Origin of the sequence: Cupriavidus oxalaticus, assembly GCF_004768545.1 — a bacterium.
GTDB lineage: Bacteria > Pseudomonadota > Gammaproteobacteria > Burkholderiales > Burkholderiaceae > Cupriavidus > Cupriavidus oxalaticus_A.
The window spans coordinates 2,173,820-2,195,204 of the sequence record NZ_CP038635.1 but is presented as its reverse complement, the minus strand read 5'-3'; the positions used below and the strand labels follow the sequence as shown (position 1 = coordinate 2,195,204).

The window sequence follows — 21,385 nt, the reverse complement described above, 5'->3', positions numbered from 1 at the left end:
CCTTACCCGTAAGCCACATCACAGGCGGCTTCCGGCGCGGCCTTCCAGCACCTGGCCGAGCAGCCTGGCCACCATCCGGTTCGAGAGCAGCACCGGCGCGCCGGCATGGCGCGCGACTTCGGCCCGCATCGCCTCGGTGTAGCCCATGCAGTGCATCATCACCAGGTCGCAGCCGCGCAGCGTCTCGCCTGCCTGTGCGAAGCGCCCCGTGCCCATATCGGTATAAGGCGAGGCATGCGTGACGCGCAGTTCGCAGGACACCGCCTCGATCAGGTGAAAACTGTCGACCTGGCCTTCGAGCGGCAGCACGATGCCGAGCCGCTTGCATCCCTGGGCGAGCGCGACGGTCAGGTGGTCCACCACCTGCTGCGGCTCAATTACCAGCGTGCGCATCGGTGGCAGCGCGGTGCCCGTGCATAGCGGCACGAGTGCGTCGAAGCGGCCATCGTCCAGCGATGCCATCAGCCGCGCCAGCATCGCCTCGGCCACGGGCTTGCCCATCACGGCCTGCGAGCCGTCGCGCAGGCGGCTGGCAAAGCGGTATTCGCCAGCGGCCGGAGCGAGTGCGGCGATCTGGTCCGCGTCGAGGTCGTCGAGGATGCCGAATTCTTCCGCCGCCACCGGCAGTCCCAGGTCGGCCAGCATCTGCGGGACCACGTCGGTCCGCGGCGCCTGGCCGATGGTGACGAAGGCCACGCGCGGCAGCCGTTCGGCCGTGGCGGTCATGCAGCCACCCCGACGGTTTGCAGGTGCGCCAGCGAGCCGTAGCGCCGTTGCAGTTCGGCCCACTCGTCCACGTCGTAGAAGGCGCACTGGCCCTGGCCGAACAGCTTCGCGACCTCGATACAGAAGCGCGTGGCCACATCCAGGTCATGGGCATTGGTCACGCCGGTCGCGCAGCCAGGCACCGTGGTCTGCGCGGTCAGCGCCACGCCGACCACCGGCGCATCGGTGACGATGGCCGGCTGCATGATCGAATTGACGTGCCACAGCCCGTTCTCGTAGGGCGTGATGTCCTGCGTGGTCAGCGGCAGCACCACCGGCAGCTCGCCGCTGACCCAGCCGATCAGGTCCAGCATGCGTTCGGGCAGGCGCAGCAGCCAGCCCTCCTTGGCCACCGGCGTCAGCGCGACGCCGCGCCGGTTGACGAAGCGGTTGCCGCGCGTGGTGTCGACCGACAGGATCGCCGCCATTTGCGGATGGACCTCGTGCGACATCATCGTGCGCATGGCGAAGGGCGACTTCATCATTGGCACCGGCTGGTGCGGCCGCGTGGCGGCATGCGGGCAGATGTGGGTGTGGATGCGGACCGGGCCGGCCAGCACGTCGCCGCCGGCGGCCATGTCGGCCAGCTTTAGCGCGGTGGCGACCGCGACGATCGCACCGTCGGCATCGGACACCAGGCCGGTCACTGCCGGGCGCGCGCCCACGCCGCCAAGGCGGCCGACCACGCCCAGCGCGGGCGCGTCGGGGTTGCGGCCGGGCAGGGTGCAGGCGAGGAAGTCGGTGCAGAGGCCGTTCTCTTCCACGCGCGTCACCGTTACGTCGCTGATGCCGCGCGCGCGCAGCAAAGCGGCAACGGCTGCGCCGTCGACATTGGCTGCGGACAGCAGCTCGATCGATTCAATCACCTGCTTGATGGACATCTTGCTTGGGTTCCTTGCTTTCCTGTATTGCGATGGCTCAGATGGCAGCGGCGCAGGCCGGCACGGACAATGCGCCGGGGGCGACGTCTACGATCTCCTGGCCAAGGAACCAGCGTGCGCCATGCGCGCCGCCCATCTCCATGCGATCGCCCGATACGCGCACCCAGTTGCCTTCGGGCAAGCCCAGCACCGGCATCTGCGGCTGCAGCACCGTGAACTCGGCCAGCCGCTGGTCACGCGTTTCGCCGCGGAAGCCGGGCACCATCAGGTTGAAGTAGTGCGGGTTGATCTGGAATGGGACCAGCGCGAGCGCATCGAGGCCGCCGGGGTCGGCGACCGGCATGTCGTTGGTGGTGCGGATGGTCGGGCAAGCGACGTTGGTGCCGGCGCTCCAGCCGATATAGCGCGCCGCGCCCGCAGCCACCTGGCGCGCGATGACGGGCAGCAGGCCGCGTTCGCGCAGGCATTGCAGCAGGCGGAAGGTGTTGCCGCCGCCGATGACGATCAGTTCGGCCGCTTCCACGGCCCGCACGCATTCGGCATCGGAGAGCCGGTGGGGCGAGTGCGCTTCGATGCCGGCCGGGGCCAGCGCGTCGCGCACCAGCGCTTCATAGGTGTCCCAGTCGCGCGTGACGCCGGCGAACGGGAGGAAGCAGGCGCGGGTGCGCCCGCCGGCCAGTTCGCGGAGCGCGTCGTGGGCATGGACGAGGTAGCCCGCGTCGCTGGTGGAGTTGCTGAGTAACAGGAGTTCCATGGGATTGAGCTGCCGGGATTGCTATTGCCCGGCGGTGTCGCCGGGATGAAGCCAGAGCGGATCGCCGATGCGCTGCCCGACCGGCGCCACTGCCTGCACCAGCGTTTCACGCAGCGCGTGGGCCTGGGCCTGGCTGACCTGCATCGCGGTGAACGACAGGCACAGGCCGCGCACATCTCCGGAAAGCGGATCGGCCAGCGTGGTGGCCACGGCGCCAATGCCCGGCATGCCTTCATTCACGGCGATCGCGCTGCGCTCGCGGCTGGCGCTTGCCACGCGCTCGGCCAGTTCGGCCACGGTAGCGGGGCAGCCAGCCGGCGCCTCGGGCAATTTGCGCGCGCCGGAAGTGCCATAGCGTGCGCTGAATTCGGCTTCCGGCAGGCGCGAGAGCAGGACGCGGCCCATCGCGGTGGTGAATGCCGGCCGGCGCGCGCCTGGCGGCGACAGCACTTGCACCGGGTTGCTGCCGTTCAGGCGCTGCAGCACCACGGTGTCGGTGCCGTCGAGCATCGACAGGTAGGCGGTGAAGCCGGTGGAGTCAGACAGCGCGGCCAGGATCGCCCGGCATTGCTCGTCGAACGGATGCGCCTGTGTCGCCGCCTGGGCGGCGCGGATCAGCAGTGTCCCGGGGCGGTAGCGCCGCGTCGATGGCTGCAGCTCCAGCAGCCGGTAGCGCACCATCTGCGCCAGCAGCCGCGAAGCCGAACTCTTGGCCAGGCCGAGTTCGTCAATGACGTCGTTGAACGTGACCTCGTGCCGGCCTTGTTCGAACATGGCCAGCACGCTTTCCACGCCCTCGAGAATGCTCACACCGTCGCTCCGTCTCTTTGGTTTTCCGTTTGGTTCCGTTTTTCGGAACCGTGGTTCCGTAAATCGGTTTGGAAATCATAGGACGGCCGAGGCCGGAATACAAGGGGTGCCGGTGGGTTCCGGCGAGAAGACAAAAAAGGGACGCTCGCAAGCGTCCCTTTGTCCCTAAGCAGGTGTATGCGTCAGTGTGCCGCCATCGCGTCCGCCGAACCGCCGCCGCCCTTGGCTGGCCGCGTGAGCCAGACAAAGCCGATCAGCACGAAGAACAGCATCCCCGAGATCCAGAAGATATCGTTGGCGCCCAGCATGGCTGCCTGCTGGCTGATGTTGCGCTCGATCACCCCCACGGCCTGCGCCTGGCTCATGCCCATCTGCGTCAGGTGGCTGAGCTGGCCCTGATAGGCCGGGTTGTACGGGTTCACCTGCTCGACCAGCTGCGCGTGGTGCAGCGCCGTGCGGTTTTCCCATACCGTGGTCGAGATCGAGGCGCCGATGCCGCCGAAGGTAATCCGCACGAAGTTCGACAAGCCCGATGCCGCCGGAATCTTCTCGGCCGGCTGTCCCGACAGGATGATCGACGTCAGCGGGATAAAGAACATCGCCATCGCCGCGCCCTGGATCAGCGTCGGCACCATCAGCGTCCAGGTATCGACCTGCGTGGTGAAGCCCGAACGCATCAGGCTGACGATGCCGAAGGTGATGAACGCGGCCGTTGCGACCCAGCGCACATCCATCTTCGGCAGGTTGCGCCCGATCACCGGCGACAGCAGGATCGCGAAGATCCCCACCGGCGCCATCACGATGCCGGCATCCGTCGCCGTATAGCCGATGATGGTCTGCAGCCACAGCGGCAGGATTACCAGGTTGCCGAAGAACAGCCCGTATGCCACCGAGATGGCGATCACCCCCGAGCTGAAGTTGCGGCCCTTGAACAGGCTGATGTCGACGATCGGATGCTTCTCATAGCTCTCCCATGCCAGGAAGAACAGGAAGCCGACAATGGCGACCAGCGTCAGCACCACGATCTCGGTGGAGTGGAACCAGTCCAGCTCCTTGCCCTTGTCGAGCATCAGCTGCATCGACCCCACCCAGATCACCAGCAGCGCCAGGCCGATGCGGTCGATCGGCAGCACCTTGGTCGGCGTCTCGCGGTCCTTGTAGATGGCCCAGGTGGCGTAGGCGGTGATGATCCCCACCGGCACGTTGATGTAGAAGATCCACGGCCACGTCATGTTGTCGGAGATCCAGCCGCCCAGCAGCGGGCCCATGATGGGCGCCACCAGCGTGGTCATGCCCCACAGCGCCAGCGCCATGGTGCTTTTCGCGGGTGGATAGCTCGACAGCAGCAGCGACTGCGACAGCGGGATCATCGGCCCCGCCACCGCCCCTTGCAGGACCCGCGCGGCCAGCAGCGTTTCCAGGTTGGGCGCGACGCCGCACAGCCACGACGCCAGCACGAACAGCAGGATCGACGTGATGAACAGCCGCACCGCACCGAAGCGCGTGGTCAGCCAGCCGGTCAGCGGCACCGAGATCGCATTGGCCACCGCGAACGAGGTGATGACCCAGGTGCCCTGGTTGGGCGCCACGCCGAGGTCGCCCGAGATTGCCGGGATCGACACGTTGGCGATCGACGAGTCCAGCACGTTCATGAACGTGGCCAGCGACAGCGCGATGGTGCCGATCACCAGCTTGCCGCCGGTCAGCGGCTGCGGCTGCTGCGGCGCCAGCGGCGCGGCAGGCCGCGCCGGCGAGCCGGCGCCGTGCTGCGCGGCGGTGATGGAGTTGGCCATGATCAGGTGCGGGCAGGCTTGGCGTTGGCGTTGTTGGCCGCGCTGGCGCCGTCGGTCCCATTGGTGGCGGGCAGGCTGGCGGCGCGGCCGCCGTTGTTGGCGGTGATGATCTGGGCGATCAGCTGGTCGGCGTCCTGCGCCACCTTGTCATAGACGTCGGTCTGCATCGGCCTGGCCGGCGCGGCGTTGGCCATGGCGGCGCCTTCCTCGCGGCGCACGTCGACCTTCACCGTCATCGACAGGCCCACGCGCAGCGGGTGGTCCTTGAGCTGCTGCGGATCCAGCGCGATACGCACCGGCAGGCGCTGCACCACCTTGATCCAGTTGCCGGTGGCGTTCTGTGCCGGCAGCAGCGAGAAGGCGGAACCGGTACCGGCCGAGAAGCCCGCGACCTTGCCCTTGTACTCGACCTTGGAGCCGTACACGTCAGCCTCCAGCGTCACCGGCTGGCCGATGCGCATATGGGTGATCTGCACTTCCTTGAAGTTGGCGTCGACCCAGACCTGGTCCAGCGGCACCACCGCCATCAGTGGCGCGCCCGCGGCCACGCGCTGGCCCACCTGCACCGAGCGCTTGGCCACGTAGCCGGTCACCGGCGCCGGCATGGTCGAGCGCGCGAACGACAGGTAGGCCGAGCGCAGGTTGGCGGCGGCGCGCTGCACGTTAGGGTGCTTTTCCACGGTGGTCTGGTCGGTCAGCACCTTGTTCGAGGCCAGCTGCTCGCGCGCTGCCAGCAGCGCCGATTCGGCGGCCTTGACCGCCGCCTGCGCGTGCGAGATTTCTTCATTGGAGACCGCGCCCGAGCCGGCGATGGCCTGGCGGCGGCGCAGGTCTTCGCGCGCCTTGGCGACATCGGCCTCGCGCAGCGCCACATTGGCGGCGAGCGAGCCGTTGTTGACGTACAGCGTGCGCACCTCGCGCACGGCCTGCGCCAGCTGCGCCTCGGCCTGTTCCAGCGACACCTGGGTATCGGCGCGGTCCAGCTGGATCAGCGGCTGGCCGGCGGTGACGAGTTGCGTGTCGTCGGCGGCGATCGACACCACCGTACCGGCGACCAGCGGGGTCACCTGCACCACGTTGCCGGCGACGTAGGCATCGTCGGTGGTTTCGAAATGGCGGGCGTACATGCCCCAGTACACGCCGTAGCCGATGCCGGCGACAACGATCGCCGCGGTCAGCGACAGCAGCATGCGCTTGCGCTGGCCGTTGCCGTTGGGGGCCGGGGCTTGCTGGGGATTGCTGGTGCCGGCCGCTTGCTGGTTGTTGCTCATGATGTTCTCTGGTGAATCCTGTCTGCAATCACCGGGTGCGCGGATCAGCCGCGGGCGCCCGCCTGGGTCTTGTCCTGTTGCTGCGCCGTGCCGGCCTGGCTGTGGCCGGCGTGGCTCTCTTCGCCTTCGGCAGGTTCCTGGTAGCCGCCGCCGAGGGCCTTCATCAGGCCCATCTGCAAGTCGAGGCGGCGTGCCTGCAGGTCGGTCGCGAGCCGGCGCTGCTGCAGCACGTTGCTTTCCGCGTTCAGCACGGTCAGCTGCGTGCCCAGGCCCGCCTTGTAGCGCGTGGTCGCCAGTACGTAGGCGTGCTCGGCCAGGTCCAGTGCTTCGCGCTGGCTCTCGATCTGCTTGTCGACGCTGCGGATGCTGGTCATGGTGTCGGCGGTTTCGCGCAGCGCATCGACCAGCGCCTGGTTGTAGTTGGCCACGGCGATGTCATAGCCGGCATACTTGCCCTTCAGGTTGGCGCGCAGCCTGCCGCCCTCGAAGATCGGCAGACGGATGGTCGGGCCGATGCCGAAGGTGCGGCTGATGCCCATCAGCAGATTGGACGGGTCCAGCGCGGCCAGGCCGGCGAACGCTGTCAGGCTGACGTCGGGCAGGAATTCCTTCTTGGCGACATTGATGTCCTTGGATGCCGCTTCGACGCGCCAGCGCGCAGCCACCAGGTCGGGACGGCGGCCAAGCAGGCCGATGGTCAGGTCGTCGGGCAGGGTGGGTGTGGACTGGGCCAGCAGCACCGGCGGCTGGATCTGCAAGCCGCGGTCCGGGCCCTTGCCCAGCAGCGCGGCGAGCTGGTTGCGGGCCAGCGCGATCTCTTCGTCGACGCGCTGCAGGTCGGTCTGCGACGCGGCCACGGTGCCGCGTGCCTGCGTGGTCTCGACCTGCGTGTCCAGGCCGGCGGCCAGCCGCTGGCGCGACAGCTCGGTCAGGTCGCGGCGCTGCGCGATGGCGCGCTCGGCGACGTCGCGCTGGGCATACAGCGCGGCCAGGCGGGCGTAGTTGCGCGCGATCGAGGTCGCCAGGATCAGGCGCGAGGCCTGGCTTTCCGCCTCAGCGGCACGGTCGTCCGACAGCGCGGCTTCGAGCGCGTCGCGGTTCTTGCCCCAGAAGTCGAAGTCATAGGAGAGGCCGACCTGCAGCCGCGACTGGTTCTGCCACGAGCCGGCCAGCGGCGTGCCTTCGAACAGATCCTTCTCGGAGAAGCGCTGGCGGATCAGGCTGCCTTCGAACTCCACGTGCGGATATAGCGCGCTGCGGGTGGCATCGGCCATGGCGCGCGAAGCTTCCACACGCGCAAACGCAGCCTGCAGGCTGGGGTTGTCCTTGACCGCTTCATCAACCAGCGCGCTCAGCTGCGGGTCCTTGAACTGGTCTACCCAGTCCTGCGTGGGCCACTGGCCGTGTTCGCCGGGCAGGGTTTGCGAGCTGGCCATCGCGGCCGGCTCGGCCATGGTCTGCGTGCTGTGCGAATTGCCGAGCGCGGCGCAGCCGGCCAGCACCGCCGCGGCCACGACGGTGAATGCCAGCGTGCCCGCGCGGCGTGCCAGCTGGCGCGGGCGTGCCGACAGGGGGGCTTGTGAAGAGAGTGCTTGTTTCATGGTGTCGCTCCGTGTGCGGAGCCATGCTTTGTGACGGGTGGTGCGGTGTGGTCCGGCGTGCCGGACGGTCTGCCTTGCCGGGTTCCGGCCGGCATGCCGCTAGCCGCTGTTGTTATCGATGACCCGGCGCAGCATGGTCTTCAGCAACTGGAGTTCGTCGGCGGAAAACCCCCTGAAGTGCTGGGAAAGTACTTTGCAGAAGATGGTCGGCAGCCGGTCTGCCAGGGCCTGGCCCTGTTCGGTCAGCAACAGGTCGACCACGCGGCGGTCGTCGTCGCGGCGCTGGCGTTCGACCAGGCCGCGTTTTTCCATGCGGCTCAGCAGACGCGTAACCGAGCCCATGTCGGTGTTCAGTTCGCGCCCCAGGTCTGTGACGGTAGCGGCACGCCCGGTGGCAATCATGATCAGGCAGCTGGCCTGCGCATGCGTGATGTCCAGGCTGCTGACCTCCTGCTCGACGCTATGTGCCAGCGTGTTCTTCGCGCGTTGCAGCAGATAGCCGACGCTGTCGCACATCTGGTACTTGGCGGGATCGAACAGTGTGGTATCTGCTGCCGACGGTCCGGAGGTAGGGTCCTTTGACATCTTTGCCTTTGCAATCTTTGCTGAGGCAAATATATGTTCATGTTTAAGGATGTGCAAGAACGGAAATTCGTTATTTCGTTTTGTGAAATAATATTTGCTAAGGGAGTGACGGTTGAGTCAACGCATCTTGCGCCGCAACATGCTAGAATGTTGGGTTACCTCAGATTCTCCGACCCTCCTTGCGAGGGCCGCTCTTAGCGAGACGCAGCAATGACCCGCGCCATCCGAAACATCGCCATCATCGCCCACGTCGATCATGGCAAGACCACCCTGGTCGACCAGCTCCTGCGCCAGGCAGGCACCTTCCGCGACAACCAGCAAGTCGCCGAGCGGGTGATGGACTCGAACGACCTGGAAAAGGAACGCGGGATCACGATTCTCGCGAAGAACTGTGCCGTCGAATACAACGGCACCCATATCAACATCGTCGACACCCCGGGCCACGCCGACTTCGGCGGTGAAGTGGAGCGCGTGCTGTCGATGGTCGACGGCGTGCTGCTGCTGGTCGACGCGGTCGAGGGCCCGATGCCCCAGACCCGCTTCGTCACGCGCAAGGCGCTGGCGCTGGGCCTGAAGCCGATCGTGGTGGTCAACAAGATCGACCGTCCGGGCGCGCGCCCGGACTGGGTCATCAACCAGACCTTCGACCTGTTCGACAAGCTGGGTGCGACCGATGAGCAGCTCGACTTCCCGGTGATCTACGCATCGGGCCTGAACGGCTTTGCCGGCCTCACCGAAGACGTGCGTGACGGCGACATGAAGCCGCTGTTCGAGACCGTGCTGGACAAGGTGCCGGTGCGTGACGACGACCGGGACGGCCCCCTGCAGCTGCAGATCATTTCGCTGGACTACTCCAGCTACGTCGGCAAGATCGGCGTGGGCCGCATCTCGCGTGGCCGCGCCCGTCCGCTGCAGGACGTGGTGGTCAAGTTCGGCCCGGAAGGCAACCCGATCAAGGGCCGCATCAACCAGGTGCTGAAGTTCCAGGGCCTGGAGCGCGAGATCGTGCCCGAGGCCGAAGCCGGCGACATCGTGCTGATCAACGGCATCGAAGAACTGGGCATCGGCTGCACCGTGTGTGCGCCGGACGCCCAGGACGCGCTGCCGATGCTGAAGGTGGACGAGCCGACGCTGACCATGAACTTCTGCGTCAACACTTCGCCGCTGGCAGGCCGTGAAGGCAAGTTCGTGACCAGCCGCCAGCTGCGCGAGCGCCTTGACCGCGAACTGAAGTCGAACGTGGCGCTGCGCGTGGCCGATACCGGCGACGACACCGTCTTCGAAGTGTCGGGCCGCGGCGAACTGCACCTGACCATCCTGCTGGAAAACATGCGCCGCGAAGGCTACGAACTGGCCGTGTCGCGTCCGCGCGTGGTGTTCAAGGAAATCGACGGCGTCAAGCACGAGCCGTACGAACTGCTGACCGTGGACGTCGAAGACAGCCACCAGGGCGGCGTGATGGAAGAGCTGGGCCGCCGCAAGGGCGAACTGCTCGACATGGCGTCGGACGGCAAGGGCCGTACCCGCCTGGAATACCGCATCCCGGCCCGCGGCCTGATCGGCTTCCAGGGCGAGTTCCTGACGCTGACGCGCGGCACCGGCCTGATCAGCCATATCTTCGACGACTACGCGCCGGTGCGCGAAGGCGGCCTGGGCGAGCGCCACAACGGCGTGCTGATCTCGCAGGACGACGGCGATGCGGTGGCCTACGCGTTGTGGAAGCTGCAGGACCGTGGCCGCATGTTCGTCAAGCCGGGCGATGCGCTGTACGAAGGCATGATCATCGGCATCCACAGCCGCGACAACGACCTGGTGGTCAACCCGATCAAGGGCAAGCAGCTGACCAACGTGCGCGCTTCGGGTACCGATGAAGCCGTGCGCCTGGTGCCGCCGATCCAGATGTCGCTCGAGTACGCGGTGGAATTCATCGCCGACGACGAACTGGTCGAGCTCACGCCGAAGAGCATCCGCCTGCGCAAGCGCCACCTGAAGGAGCATGAGCGCAAGCGTGCCGCACGCGAAGGCGCATAAGCGCTTTCGGTGTCAAAAAAACCGCGCTTTCGAGCGCGGTTTTTTTATTCCCGCCGCGTCACCAGATGCATCTGGCTCCTACGTTCCCGGAAGCACCTCCGTGGCGGACGCACGCGGGCTGCGCCATTCCGGCGGCTTCCACAGGTAGCGCAAATCCCGGTCGCGCCACGCATCCACGAACATGTCGCGCCATTCGTGGAAGGTCAGCGTCAGCGGATTGTGCGTGCGCACCTGCCGCGTGATGCCGTACACCGGCGCCTCCCGCTCGGGGACGAAGGTGCCGAAGAGCCTGTCCCATACCGTCAGCACGCCGGCGTAGTTGCGGTCGATGTACCGCGGGTTCCTGGCGTGATGCACGCGATGGACCGAAGGCGTATTGAACACCGATTCGATCCACGGCCGGCGCCGCCCCAGCCGCGTATGGACGAAGAACTGGAATGCCAGATTCAGGCCCACGGCCAGGATCACCCAGCCCGGCGTGAAGCCGATATACGCCAGCGGAATCCAGAACAGCCACATCCCGGACAGCGGATATGTCAGGCTCTGCCGGAACGCCGTCGAGAAATTCATGCCTTCCGACGAGTGATGCGTCACGTGGGACGCCCATAGCCAGCGCACGCGATGGCTGGCGCGGTGGAACCAGTAGTACAGGAAGTCCTGCAACAGCAGCAACAGCGCGAACGACCACGCCGTCTCCGGGACTGCATGCAATCCATGCCGGTAACACCAGCTATACACCGTCCGGATCATCAGCCAGAGGAAGAAGGCGTCCGAGGCCTGGTGCATTAGCGCGAGCGTCGCATTGGAGACGGTATCGCGCAGGCTGTACACCGACCGGTCGCGGCGTGCCCAGTACCAGGCCTCGCCGGCAATGGCCAACAGGAAGACCGGCGCAAACGCCAGCAGCACGAGTTCGGGATCGAGCGATTCGGTGGTCATCCCGCAAGTGTGCACATTTCATGCGGAATTGCTACGAGGAGTTCCTCCAAACATGCGCGATGACGCGGGTGAGCCGCATCGGGCGTATCCCCGCATTGCTGTACTGATGCGCAGTTGTGTCGCGCATTGGAAGGCAAGTAATCCGGGTTAAGGAACCGTTGTGCGCGCCGTAGATGAGCAGGGGGGCGGCATGCCACGTCCCCTGGTTTCGCAAACGCCTTCGCCCCGCATTTTTCGCCCTTCTAACCCCGGAGCTTCAATGTTCAAGAACACCACCATCGGAGCCAGATTGTGGTTCCTGACCATCGTTACCAACTTGTTGCTTCTGATTGTCGGTGCCGTCGGTTGGCTCGGCATGTCGCGCAGCAACGATGCCACGCGCCAGATCTATTCGCAGCAGCTGTCGGCAGCGGTGCATCTTGCCGAGGCGCGCTCGAACCAGCTGCTGGTGCGGGTGCTGCTCGACCAGGCCACCTTTGCCACGGACCCCGCCGACGCCAAGGCCCGCGCCGCGACCGCCGAGGGTTTTGCGCGCGATTCCGAGAAAGCATGGAAGGCCTACCTTGCGCTGCAGCGCCCGGCTGATGAGGAGAGAATGGTCGATGATGTCACCGCCAAGCGCGACGCACTGTTCAAGCAAGGTGTGGCACCCATGATCGCCGCGTTGCACGCGGCCGATCGCGATGCCGTGATGAAGTACGTGCTCGAGGAAATCCCCAGGCTCGACATCGCCTTCACCGCGGCCAATGCCGAACTCAACAAGCTGCAGCTGGCCAGCGCGAAGGAGGTCTACGAGGCGTCGCAGCACCGCTATCGCAACCTGTTCACGCTGTCGGTCATGGCACTGGTGCTCGGGCTGGCGTTCAGTACCGTGGTGGCGTGGCGCCTGCGCGGTTCGATCGTGCAGCCCCTCGATGTCGCCATCGCGCGCTTCGACAGGATCGCCGGCGGCGACCTGAGTGTCCAGGCAGCGGACGGCGGTGGCGTGCAGGCCGATGAGTCGGCGCGCAACGAAACCGCGCGCATGCTCGGCATGCTGGGCCGCATGCAATACAGCCTGGTGGCGATGGTGGGTGAAGTGCGCGGTGGTGCCGACGCCATTGCCTCGGCCAGCAAGCAGATCGCCAGCGGCAACGCCGACCTGTCGCAGCGTACCGAGCAACAGGCCGCATCGCTGGAAGAAACCGCATCGAGCATGGAAGAGCTGACCAGTACCGTGCGCCAGAATGCCGACAGCGCGCGTGAGGCGCGCACGCTGGCCACCGACGCCAGCGCGCTGGCAGAGCGGGGCAGCGAGGCGGTGTCGCGCGTGGTCGATACCATGCGTTCGATCGACGGCAGTTCGAGCAAGATCGTGGACATCATCGACGTGATCGAGAAGATCGCGTTCCAGACCAATATCCTCGCGCTCAATGCCGCCGTCGAAGCGGCGCGCGCCGGCGAGCACGGCCGCGGCTTCGCGGTGGTCGCGGGCGACGTGCGCGACCTGGCGCAGCGCTGCGCCGGCGCATCGAAGGAAATCCGCACGCTGATCGGCGCTTCGGTGGCGAACGTGCGCGAAGGCACGGGACTGGTCGACGATGCCGGCCGCGCCATGGAGGACATCGTCCACGCCGTGCGGCGCGTGAGCGGCATCATCGGCGATATCAGCGCGGCGTCGGACGAACAGTCGCACGGCATCGAGCAGGTCAACGTGGCGGTGTCGCAGATGGACAGCATGACCCAGCAGAACGCGGCGCTGGTCGAGCAGGCCGCCGCCGCGGCCGCTTCGCTGGAAGACCAGGCGCAGCGCCTGACGGCGCTGGTGGCGACGTTCAGGCTGGCCTGAACGCGGCCGCCGGCGGCGCACGCGCATGGCCCTTGCATGCGCCGCAAGCCGCCCACGGGGTACGCCTGCCGGTGCGACTGGCGTAAAATCGCCAGTTGCATTGGAGGAGCAAGACATGACTGAATTCGTCACGACCGAAGTCCACGGTGGCATCGGATACCTGACGCTGAATCGTCCGCAGGCGCTCAACGCACTGTCGCTGGACATGATCCGCGCCATGACCCAGGCGCTGCAGGCGTGGGCTTCGGCGCCCGAAGTGGTGGCGGTGGTGGTTGCCGGTGCCGGCGGCAAGGCATTCTGCGCTGGCGGCGATATCCGCTACTTCCACAAGGCGGCGCATGAAGGCGATCCGCTGCTCGACCAGTTCTTTGTCGAGGAATACGCGCTCAATTTCCTGATCCACCGCTACGCCAAGCCTTATATCGCGCTGATGGACGGCGTGGTGATGGGTGGCGGCATGGGTATTTCGCAAGGGGCCCGGCTGCGCCTGGTCACCGAGCGCACCAGGATGGCCATGCCCGAGACCAATATCGGCCTGTTCCCCGATGTCGGCGGCGGCTGGTTCCTGGCACGCACGCCAGGCCATATCGGCGAATACCTGGGGCTGACCGGCACCGCGATCAGCGCGGCCGATGCGCTGTACGCAGGCCTGGCCGATGCCTACCTGCCCGGCAACCGGCTGGCCGAGCTGGTCGCTTCGCTGCGCGCGCAGCAGTTTGCCAGCGGCGAGGCCGTCCTCGCGCATATCGATGGCTTCACCGCACCGCACCGCGCAGACTGCCTGCCTGCGCAAAGCACGCTGGCTGGCCTGTCCGCACAGATCGACGCATTGTTCGCCGGCAATACCGCGCAGGACATCCTGGCGGCCGTCAGCGATGCGCCGGGCGACTGGGCCGCGCAGACCGCTGCCATGCTGCGCAGCCGCTCGCCGCTGATGCTGTGCGTGTCGCTGGAGCAGATCCGGCGCGCGCGCGGCATGTCGCTCGAAGATGAGTTGCGCATGGAACTGGACATGATGTACTACGTGTTCCGCAATGGCGACGGCGTCGAAGGCATCCGCGCCCTGGCGATCGACAAGGACCACAAGCCGCGCTGGCAGCATGCCCGGCTGGATGAGGTTGGCCGCGAGACGATCCAGTCGTTCTTCGACAGCCCGTGGCGTACGGAAGACCATCCGCTGGCCGCGCTGGGCAAGGGCGCCTGACCGCCCGTTCACATGGCCGGGCGGCCGTGCGCGCCGCTCGCTTCGCGGCGGACCAGTCGCGACTCGGGTAGAGTGGTGGCTGGACCGGCGCGGCTAGCCATGCCAGCCATGGCGCCCGCACCGTCCGCTTCAAGTGTCCACACAGACAAGGGAGCCGTGATGAGCAATCCTCGTGATGTCGTTGTACTGGTGGGAAGCCTGCGCAAGGAGTCGTATAACCGCAAGCTGGCCAAGGCGCTGATCGCGCAGGCGCCGGCACAACTCAAGCTGGAGATCGTCGAGATCGGCGACCTGCAGCTCTACAACCAGGACCTGGACGACAAGCCGCCGCAGACCTGGGTCGCATTCCGCGACCGTGTGCGTCGCGCCGATGCGGTGCTGTTCGTCACGCCCGAGTACAACCGCTCGGTCCCCGCACCGTTGAAGAACGCCATCGACGTGGGCTCGCGCCCCTATGGCAGCAGCGTCTGGGACGGCAAGCCCGGCGCCATCATCAGTGCCTCGCCGGGTGCCGTCGGCGGGTTTGGCGCAAATCATCACCTGCGGCAGTCGATGGTTTTCCTCAATGTTCCGGTCCTGCAGCAGCCCGAGGCCTATATCAGCGGTGTCGACAAACTGCTCGACGAGCAGGGCGGCATTGCCAACGAATCCACGCGGGGGTTCCTCGACAAGTTCCTGACCGCGTTCGCCACGTGGATCGACAAGACTGCTGCCACACGATGAGCCCCTGGGCCCGGCCGCGTCCGGGCATTACTGATCGTTCATGGTCAGGATCGTCGAGTAGATTCAGATTTCGCCGCGCCGGCTGCGACCTTCGTTGCAGCCTGGTCGTGGCGGCCTGCGTCTCAGGCGAAAGATCTGCCAGGGTGGTAAACTCGTGCGCCTCCCGAAAAGCCGCAATACTGCTGCGGCTGCATTGTGCGACGCCTCCGCCGCACGGGAATCGCCTCCACCGGGCGTTGTTGATATCTGCGAGTAGCATGAGGATTGGTCGCGCCGATCCGTTCCAAGATGACCCATTTTCAAGGTAAACCTGCCGCGGCAAGTCCGCGCCGCGTCTCCGTGGCGCCGATGATGGACTGGACTGACCGCCATTGCCGCACCTTCCATCGCCAGCTCAGCCGCCATACCTGGCTGTACACCGAGATGGTGACCACCGGTGCGCTGCTGCATGGCGACGTGCCGCGCCACCTGGATTTCGATGCGGCCGAGCAGCCTGTCGCGCTGCAACTTGGCGGGAGCGAGCCGGCAGACCTGGCCGCGGCGGCGAAGTTGGGCGAGCAATGGGGCTACAAGGAGATCAACCTGAATTGCGGCTGCCCGTCCGAACGCGTGCAGCGCGGCGCTTTCGGCGCCTGCCTGATGGCGGAGCCCGAACTGGTTGCCGATTGCGTGAAGGCGATGCGCGATGCGGTCAGCATCCCGGTGACGGTAAAGCATCGCATCGGCATCGATACCATCGAGCACTACGATTTCGTGCGGGATTTTGTCGGCATGGTCGCGGAGGCGGGCTGCGACACATTTATCGTCCATGCGCGCAATGCCATCCTGAAAGGCCTGAGTCCAAAGGAAAACCGCGAGATCCCGCCGCTGCGCTATGAAGTGGCATACCAGCTGAAACAGGAATTTCCGCAGCTGGAGATCCTGATCAATGGCGGCATCGCCACCTATGACGAGATGGCTCGGCACCTGCAGCACGTCGATGGCGTGATGATTGGCCGCGAGGCCTACCACCAGCCCTATCTGCTGGCGGAAGTGGACGTACGCTTCTATGGCGACGCCGAGGCGGCAGTGCGATCGCGGCTGGATGTAGAACTATCGATGCAGGGTTACATCGGCGACATGGTCGAGCGCGGCGGGTACATGGGCGCCGCTACTCGGCATATGCTGGGGCTGTACCGCGGCGTTGCGGGAGGACGAGGCTGGCGCCGCGTGCTGTCCGATGCAAAGCGCATGCATGCCGCGCGCACTCGCGCCGATGTGGATGCACTGTTTGCAGAGGCGCGTACACACCTGCGTCCCCTGGCGTCACAGCCGCTGGCGGCATAGGGCGAGTCGCGCTGAGCGATCGAGCACCGGCCTGCTTTTGGGCGCTTGAATCGCTGCTCTAACACCGAATCGCCAAACTGTGCATGCCTCCCGGGAGCGTAGCGCACTCGACACTTGCAATGTCCGATCGCCCCGGAACTGGCGCCCGCAAAGGGATTCCCCTAATTCGCCGAGGCAGGGCACTTTTTTACACTGTGCCTGCCCTCGAATACAGGGCTTTCTTCAACTGATTATTCGGCCCGCTTCGGCGGGCTTTTTTTCGTCGGCGCGTCCGGCGCTCTTCGTTTACCCGAATGGTGCAATCCCCGGATGACAGTTACATTGCAACGGCCTTCAGGGCATTTGAGATCGCTAAAGTTAAGAGTCCGCGCTGCGGACTCTTTTTTTGGCCTTCTGCGGCCTTCTGCGATCGCGCCAGTCGAGCCGGTTTGACCGGACTGCATGAAAAAGAGTTCCATCGGTCATGCCGGCAGCGTTGGATCTATCGCGAAGTACGGCTGATGCCCACGTCCAGCGTTCCGTAGGCCGTAATTCCCGACTCCTGTCCATCGGCTCCGCCGGCCGCACAGCCCCCCAGGGCCGCGACCATCCCCAGCAGCAGCAAGACTCCCGCCAGACGTCCAAGCATCGTTGGCATGCTCCTTCCCCGCAATTCATCCTGAAGATGGTTGGGCCACTGCCAGTGCGCCAGGTTCCAGCGAATCATTGCAATAGCGAACCCCCGATGGGGCGGGCCGCCTGAGGGGAAGATCGAGGGGGGGCAATATCCCTCGGAGCAGAGTATCGCTGTGCGCACGACCGGCAAGAACCCTGCAGAGGTGGGGCTGTGCACGCCAAATCGCCTGTGGATTGGTGACTTACCGCAAAGGCCTCTCGCTGCCGCGCTCCGCGCCCATGTCTGGCGCCCTGGCCTGCGTGCTACGATTCTTCGCATCGCCACGGGCGAACGGACGGCAGCAAGCGTGGACAAAGGGAACGCAAACAACGAAGAGTCATTCGGCGAAGTGTTTGAGGACTTCAGGCTGGTCTGGGTCGCCGAACAACTGCAGGATGGCAAATGGACGGCGCGCTACTGCTGGCACCACGGCACCTCGGCAGCCGCGGCCAGGGCATTGCAGGAGGCCGTCCTCAACGGAAAGTCGCGCCGGTTGCTGGGCCACTTCGACACCGAGGCGGAGACCATTGCTGCAATCAAGGAGGCAGTGCTGCTGGAGGCCAAGTGGCAGCCGCGCAAGGTGTGATGCAAGCCCCCGAAAAAAATTTGTGCGGGATACTAGCCATCTCGGAAAAGTGTTTGTATAATCTTGGTTTTCGTCGATCAGCGCTTCGCTGATGACCTCTACGGTGGCTGTAGCTCAGTTGGTAGAGTCCAGGATTGTGATTCCTGTCGTCGTGGGTTCGAGTCCCATCAGCCACCCCAAAAATTCTTTGCAAAACAGCCGCTTACAAAAGCGGCTGTTTTGCTTTCTGGACATCCATACAGTGGTCTGTTCCCGCCATATTCCCACGGTGGGAATAGCCTTCCAATCTCGCCCCGGTCTCATGTTACTTTTCCGTAACAATGAGGAGAGAACATGGCGGGCGCGAAGGACTGGCAGAAGCTCGAGCACTTGGTCGCGGAAATTCAAGCGCGGTTGGCGCCTGGTGCGAAGGTCACGCACAACGCTAAGTTCCCGGGCTATGAATCGGAGACGCTCCGCCTTGACGCTGCACGGCTCTAGAGTGCCTTGCGTCTGACCATTTTGCTCCGGTCGTAGACCCGCGCTGTAATTGCTGGGTAGGCGTGTAGATCGGGCAGGGTACCGCGCTCGGATTTATGCATCCCTGTGTTGCGGGGTTGTCTCGATGATATTTCGCGGGTCCGGTCAGGCGGTGTACGGCCGCGGTTGGACTGTGGCCGCGACGTAGAGCGGATGCCTTGGACTGCCGTCATGGTTGAGTCCGAGGTGGTAAAGCAGGTTGCCGCGGCCGCACATGCGGACGATTCGCAGCACTTCCGCCGCACGCGCCGGTGCCGCTCTGTGCGATCCCCACGCGCAGATGACCGTCGAGCAGCCATCGATTGCATCCATGACAGCGCCGTCGTTGCGACCCGGCGGATCTCCGAGCGGATCCGGATGACTCAGCAGGCCATCCGGATCCGTCGATCGCAGTGGGAACAGGTTGACGACTTCGAGCCGGCCATACTTGCCGGCCAGCGCGCGCTGCAGGCACCTGGTGATGGTCGGGTCGCTGACGTGGTGGTCGGCCGTCGACGGGTTCAGCATGATGAAGCCGAGCGCTGGGCGGTTGTCGTCCCAGGCGCGCCAGAGGCGGTACCGGTACTGCTCGCAATCCGACAGGATGCATCCGCCCTCACCGTCCAGCGTGGTCTCGGTCAGTCGTTTCATAGCGGTTCCTGGGGGATTTGATCATGCTACGATCCTGAGACATTAGAAGTGGAGGCTGCCATGGAAGATGAGCTTTTTGCCACGGACACGCATGTGGCCCGGATAGCGGTTATGGAGACCGCTCCTGGACGGTTCAGAGGGTATGTGTATATCCGCCGTTTGGAAGAAGAGCCGGATGCAGAAGTGCCACACCAAACCGTGGAGGATTTCCCAACTAGAGATGAGGCGAAGGAAGCTGCGACATACCTGGCCACCAGGACGCTGAAAGAACTCGAGTTTTAAGTCTGTCGCTCGACCCTCCTGAACCCCACCACCCACACCGACGGATCGGGCGTCCCGCGCGCCGGCGCCGGTGATCGGGTCCGGCGAAGAGGGGATCCAGGACCAGTTCCTCCTCGACGTCGCCATCAACCCCGATGGCTGTGGCGATGCACGCCATGAACGATCATCAACGGGACACGATTTCTTACAACTGGGGGAGTCGCCCGTCGGTATTCTTGCGGCAAATTCGCCAACCGCAAACGCAGGTCACCATGAAACCCCCTCTCGTGCTCACCGTAGCTACGGCAGCACTTCTCACCGGCTGTGCTGTCGCTCCCTACGATGACGGCTACTACCACGGCGGATACTCGCGCCCATACTACGGCGGAGGTTACTCTGATTGGAGCGGCGCCAGGTACTACGGCGGTAATCGCAAATGGGATGGTGACTGGAATCGCGGCTGGGACCGGGACGAGAAACGCAGCAGGGGCCGCGATTGGAACGACGGTGACAACCGCAGTTGGAATCGTGGTGGAAATCAAGGCGAAAACCGCGGTGAGAAGCGTGGGTGGAATCGCGGCGATGAGCGAGCGGAGAATCGCGGCTCGGACCGCCGCGCCGAGCGTGGCGAAGACAGAAGCAGTGGCCGCGGCGGCAACCGCGCTGATGACCGTGGAGGAAATCGCGGGGGCGACGGCGGTAGAGGTCGAGGCGGAGATCGTGGCAACGATTGACAGGCCTGGAGCGCACAGAAGGTCGCGGATGTGGAAGCAAATTGCGCCGACTGCTCGCCAAAGGAACGCAAGATGAGGCAATCCAGCTTTCCGTACTTGGTCATGTTTGTTCCTGCTACGTTTGTAAGCGTGCCGGTCTCTGCCGGCTGTCACGCCTGGTTCTCACACGCGCGGCGCTCCGCTCTCGGGGTTTAGTCGTCGCCTTTCTTCAGGCGCTCGAATTCCGCTCGAAGCTCATCCTGTTGCACCATGTCGGGCACGTACCTGACAGGTCTGCGGCGAGGTTCAAGGCTTCCACGGTCGTCGCCTGCTACAGTCCATGACCTGCGCGAAAGTCAGGGCGTCTTCCTGTGACAGTTGCAGGGCAATCTGATACGAGTAAAGGAGTTGAGCAGGTCATTTACGTCCGGATTGCGCATGCGCAGGCCGATGTCGCGCGACTCCTCGTCCGTGAGGGCCGGCACATCCAGAGGTAGCGCTTTGCTTGGCATGGGCCGTCAGCGCAGGGAAAAACGAATGGTGGTGTCGTCCAGCGCAGCCCAAGCACCGACGGCGAGCCACACCTCAAGGGGGTGATCGATGGCCCACGCCGGGAATTGTCCATCCCTCGTTGTGCGGCACGGCACAGCACTGGTTGACTCTGTTGTGTCGCAAACAGATCAGGGCACGTTTCTTAAATGAAACTTAGGCCTAGGCTACCGTGACGATGAGGGTCTGCCAGGCGCACCATTGCATCCGGATTGGACCACCAATCTCCTGCTGTGCCTGATGTTGACCCCAAGCAGGTTGCAAGACGCAGGCCGGCCGTAAGGCCGATTTGACAATCGCCGGGGACACACTGTGAGTTCAACCAAAACCGTGCCTTGCTTACTATGCGCTGCACTCGCGCGACGCTGGCTTGACCGACAAGATCGCCTGCGCGGTAGTCAAATATACCGCTGCGCTGCCTGTGGCGGGAGATTCGCAGTTACTGGCGACGCTCTGGGTGCTATCGAGCAGGGGCGTTGGGATGTTCCTGAATTGAAGGCTGCGGTTCGGCAGAACATTGCTTCGGGCGCCCTGCCGCGCATCGAGGATGTTGAAGGTAGGCCCCGCTTGATCGCGGTCGGCCGCCAGGCATCCTGAACTCCGGCGCATGAATTGCGGTGCTATGAGCCAACGTATGTAGCGAAGCTACGGGCAGGCAAGCAGTGGGCGCCGATCGCTCTGAAGGCGCGTGCCGATTTGCGCGTTCTCTGTGGGTAGGCGAGGGGGCTCCGTTGCCTCGCAAACATTTCTTGCTCACCTCGGGCCGACACGCGTCGATGTCCTGCAGGGCGAGAACAGCGGCGCTGCTACCCATTGGCGGATCCCTCCTTCTGCCGTCGGGTGTATTCGCTGACCTCGCCGCTTGCACAGAATGGAGTGGGCCTTGGCTGCATAGGCCAAGGCCCGTTTGGGCTACCGAAATTCCCCCGTCAAAACAGATATGAGGCCTTGGCTGCATGGG

At 65.1% G+C, this 21,385-nt stretch carries 19 protein-coding genes and 1 tRNA gene; 10 read left to right on the top strand and 10 right to left on the bottom strand.

All coding sequences use genetic code 11. The features are described 5' to 3' along the window. Nucleotides 1-18: 18 nt before the first annotated feature. The 8 genes from E0W60_RS21000 to E0W60_RS20965 form a co-directional block, all read right to left on the bottom strand. On the bottom strand, nt 19-726 hold the full coding sequence (locus E0W60_RS21000; RefSeq protein ID WP_135705484.1) for an AroM family protein: 708 nt from the start codon (nt 724-726) through the stop codon (nt 19-21). Then, nucleotides 723-1,646, bottom strand: a complete 924-nt coding sequence (locus E0W60_RS20995; RefSeq protein ID WP_135705483.1) for a DUF1177 domain-containing protein — start codon at nt 1,644-1,646, stop codon at nt 723-725. The genes E0W60_RS21000 and E0W60_RS20995 overlap by 4 nt, the downstream gene beginning before the upstream one ends. Before the next feature lie 37 nt (nt 1,647-1,683). After that, nucleotides 1,684-2,400: a dipeptidase PepE gene (pepE, locus tag E0W60_RS20990; RefSeq protein ID WP_133096484.1), complete on the bottom strand. Its 717-nt coding sequence runs from the start codon at nt 2,398-2,400 to the stop codon at nt 1,684-1,686. Between the two features lie 21 nt (nt 2,401-2,421). Then, complete coding sequence (locus E0W60_RS20985; protein ID WP_133096483.1) at nt 2,422-3,210, bottom strand: IclR family transcriptional regulator; 789 nt, start codon at nt 3,208-3,210, stop codon at nt 2,422-2,424. Nucleotides 3,211-3,392: 182 nt separating this feature from the next. Further along, nucleotides 3,393-5,003 (bottom strand): DHA2 family efflux MFS transporter permease subunit, encoded by a 1,611-nt coding sequence (locus E0W60_RS20980; RefSeq protein ID WP_135705482.1) that lies wholly within the window; start codon nt 5,001-5,003, stop codon nt 3,393-3,395. 2 nt (nt 5,004-5,005) lie between these two features. After that, nucleotides 5,006-6,274, bottom strand: a complete 1,269-nt coding sequence (locus E0W60_RS20975; RefSeq protein WP_133096481.1) for an HlyD family efflux transporter periplasmic adaptor subunit — start codon at nt 6,272-6,274, stop codon at nt 5,006-5,008. Nucleotides 6,275-6,318: 44 nt separating this feature from the next. Next, nucleotides 6,319-7,875: an AdeC/AdeK/OprM family multidrug efflux complex outer membrane factor gene (locus E0W60_RS20970; RefSeq protein WP_135705481.1), complete on the bottom strand. Its 1,557-nt coding sequence runs from the start codon at nt 7,873-7,875 to the stop codon at nt 6,319-6,321. A 99-nt stretch (nt 7,876-7,974) separates the two neighbouring features. Continuing rightward, nucleotides 7,975-8,460, bottom strand: coding sequence for a MarR family winged helix-turn-helix transcriptional regulator (locus E0W60_RS20965; protein ID WP_133096479.1), 486 nt, complete (start codon nt 8,458-8,460; stop codon nt 7,975-7,977). Between the two features lie 210 nt (nt 8,461-8,670). On the opposite strand from E0W60_RS20965, the gene typA reads away from it, so the two are divergent. Further along, nucleotides 8,671-10,491 carry a translational GTPase TypA gene (gene typA, locus E0W60_RS20960; RefSeq protein ID WP_133096478.1) on the top strand — a complete coding sequence of 607 codons (1,821 nt, stop codon included), beginning with the start codon at nt 8,671-8,673 and terminating at the stop codon, nt 10,489-10,491. 78 nt (nt 10,492-10,569) lie between these two features. On the opposite strand, the gene E0W60_RS20955 is transcribed toward typA, so the two are convergent. Then, nucleotides 10,570-11,430 (bottom strand): sterol desaturase family protein, encoded by an 861-nt coding sequence (locus E0W60_RS20955; RefSeq protein ID WP_135705480.1) that lies wholly within the window; start codon nt 11,428-11,430, stop codon nt 10,570-10,572. Between the two features lie 259 nt (nt 11,431-11,689). Here E0W60_RS20955 and E0W60_RS20950 point away from each other — a divergent pair, with 259 nt between their 5' ends. The 7 genes from E0W60_RS20950 to E0W60_RS37060 all read left to right on the top strand — a co-directional run bounded on the left by E0W60_RS20950 (nt 11,690) and on the right by E0W60_RS37060 (nt 18,232). After that, on the top strand, nt 11,690-13,258 hold the full coding sequence (locus E0W60_RS20950; protein WP_135705479.1) for a methyl-accepting chemotaxis protein: 1,569 nt from the start codon (nt 11,690-11,692) through the stop codon (nt 13,256-13,258). A 115-nt stretch (nt 13,259-13,373) separates the two neighbouring features. Beyond that, the gene (locus E0W60_RS20945; RefSeq protein ID WP_133096475.1) at nt 13,374-14,462 is read left to right on the top strand and encodes an enoyl-CoA hydratase/isomerase family protein; all 1,089 of its coding nucleotides are present in this window, start codon (nt 13,374-13,376) and stop codon (nt 14,460-14,462) included. Between the two features lie 159 nt (nt 14,463-14,621). Further along, nucleotides 14,622-15,185, top strand: a complete 564-nt coding sequence (locus E0W60_RS20940) for an NADPH-dependent FMN reductase (RefSeq protein WP_133096474.1) — start codon at nt 14,622-14,624, stop codon at nt 15,183-15,185. A 288-nt stretch (nt 15,186-15,473) separates the two neighbouring features. Then, nucleotides 15,474-16,511, top strand: a complete 1,038-nt coding sequence (gene dusA / locus E0W60_RS20935) for a tRNA dihydrouridine(20/20a) synthase DusA (RefSeq protein WP_135705478.1) — start codon at nt 15,474-15,476, stop codon at nt 16,509-16,511. Nucleotides 16,512-17,473: 962 nt separating this feature from the next. Next, nucleotides 17,474-17,752 (top strand): hypothetical protein, encoded by a 279-nt coding sequence (locus E0W60_RS20925; protein WP_135706287.1) that lies wholly within the window; start codon nt 17,474-17,476, stop codon nt 17,750-17,752. Nucleotides 17,753-17,855: 103 nt separating this feature from the next. Next, nucleotides 17,856-17,931 (top strand) — tRNA-His (locus tag E0W60_RS20920). 154 nt (nt 17,932-18,085) lie between these two features. Then, nucleotides 18,086-18,232, top strand: coding sequence for a hypothetical protein (locus E0W60_RS37060; protein WP_167884591.1), 147 nt, complete (start codon nt 18,086-18,088; stop codon nt 18,230-18,232). A gap of 144 nt (nt 18,233-18,376) precedes the next feature. On the opposite strand, the gene E0W60_RS20910 is transcribed toward E0W60_RS37060, so the two are convergent. Next, entirely contained in the window at nt 18,377-18,901 is a 525-nt protein-coding gene (locus tag E0W60_RS20910) for a DUF1643 domain-containing protein (protein WP_135705476.1), read from the bottom strand. A gap of 60 nt (nt 18,902-18,961) precedes the next feature. Here E0W60_RS20910 and E0W60_RS20905 point away from each other — a divergent pair, with 60 nt between their 5' ends. Both E0W60_RS20905 and E0W60_RS37055 read left to right on the top strand, forming a co-directional pair. Continuing rightward, nucleotides 18,962-19,183 carry a hypothetical protein gene (locus tag E0W60_RS20905; protein ID WP_133096470.1) on the top strand — a complete coding sequence of 74 codons (222 nt, stop codon included), beginning with the start codon at nt 18,962-18,964 and terminating at the stop codon, nt 19,181-19,183. Nucleotides 19,184-19,603: 420 nt separating this feature from the next. After that, nucleotides 19,604-19,972 (top strand): hypothetical protein, encoded by a 369-nt coding sequence (locus tag E0W60_RS37055; RefSeq protein ID WP_167884590.1) that lies wholly within the window; start codon nt 19,604-19,606, stop codon nt 19,970-19,972. Nucleotides 19,973-21,385 lie beyond the last annotated feature (1,413 nt).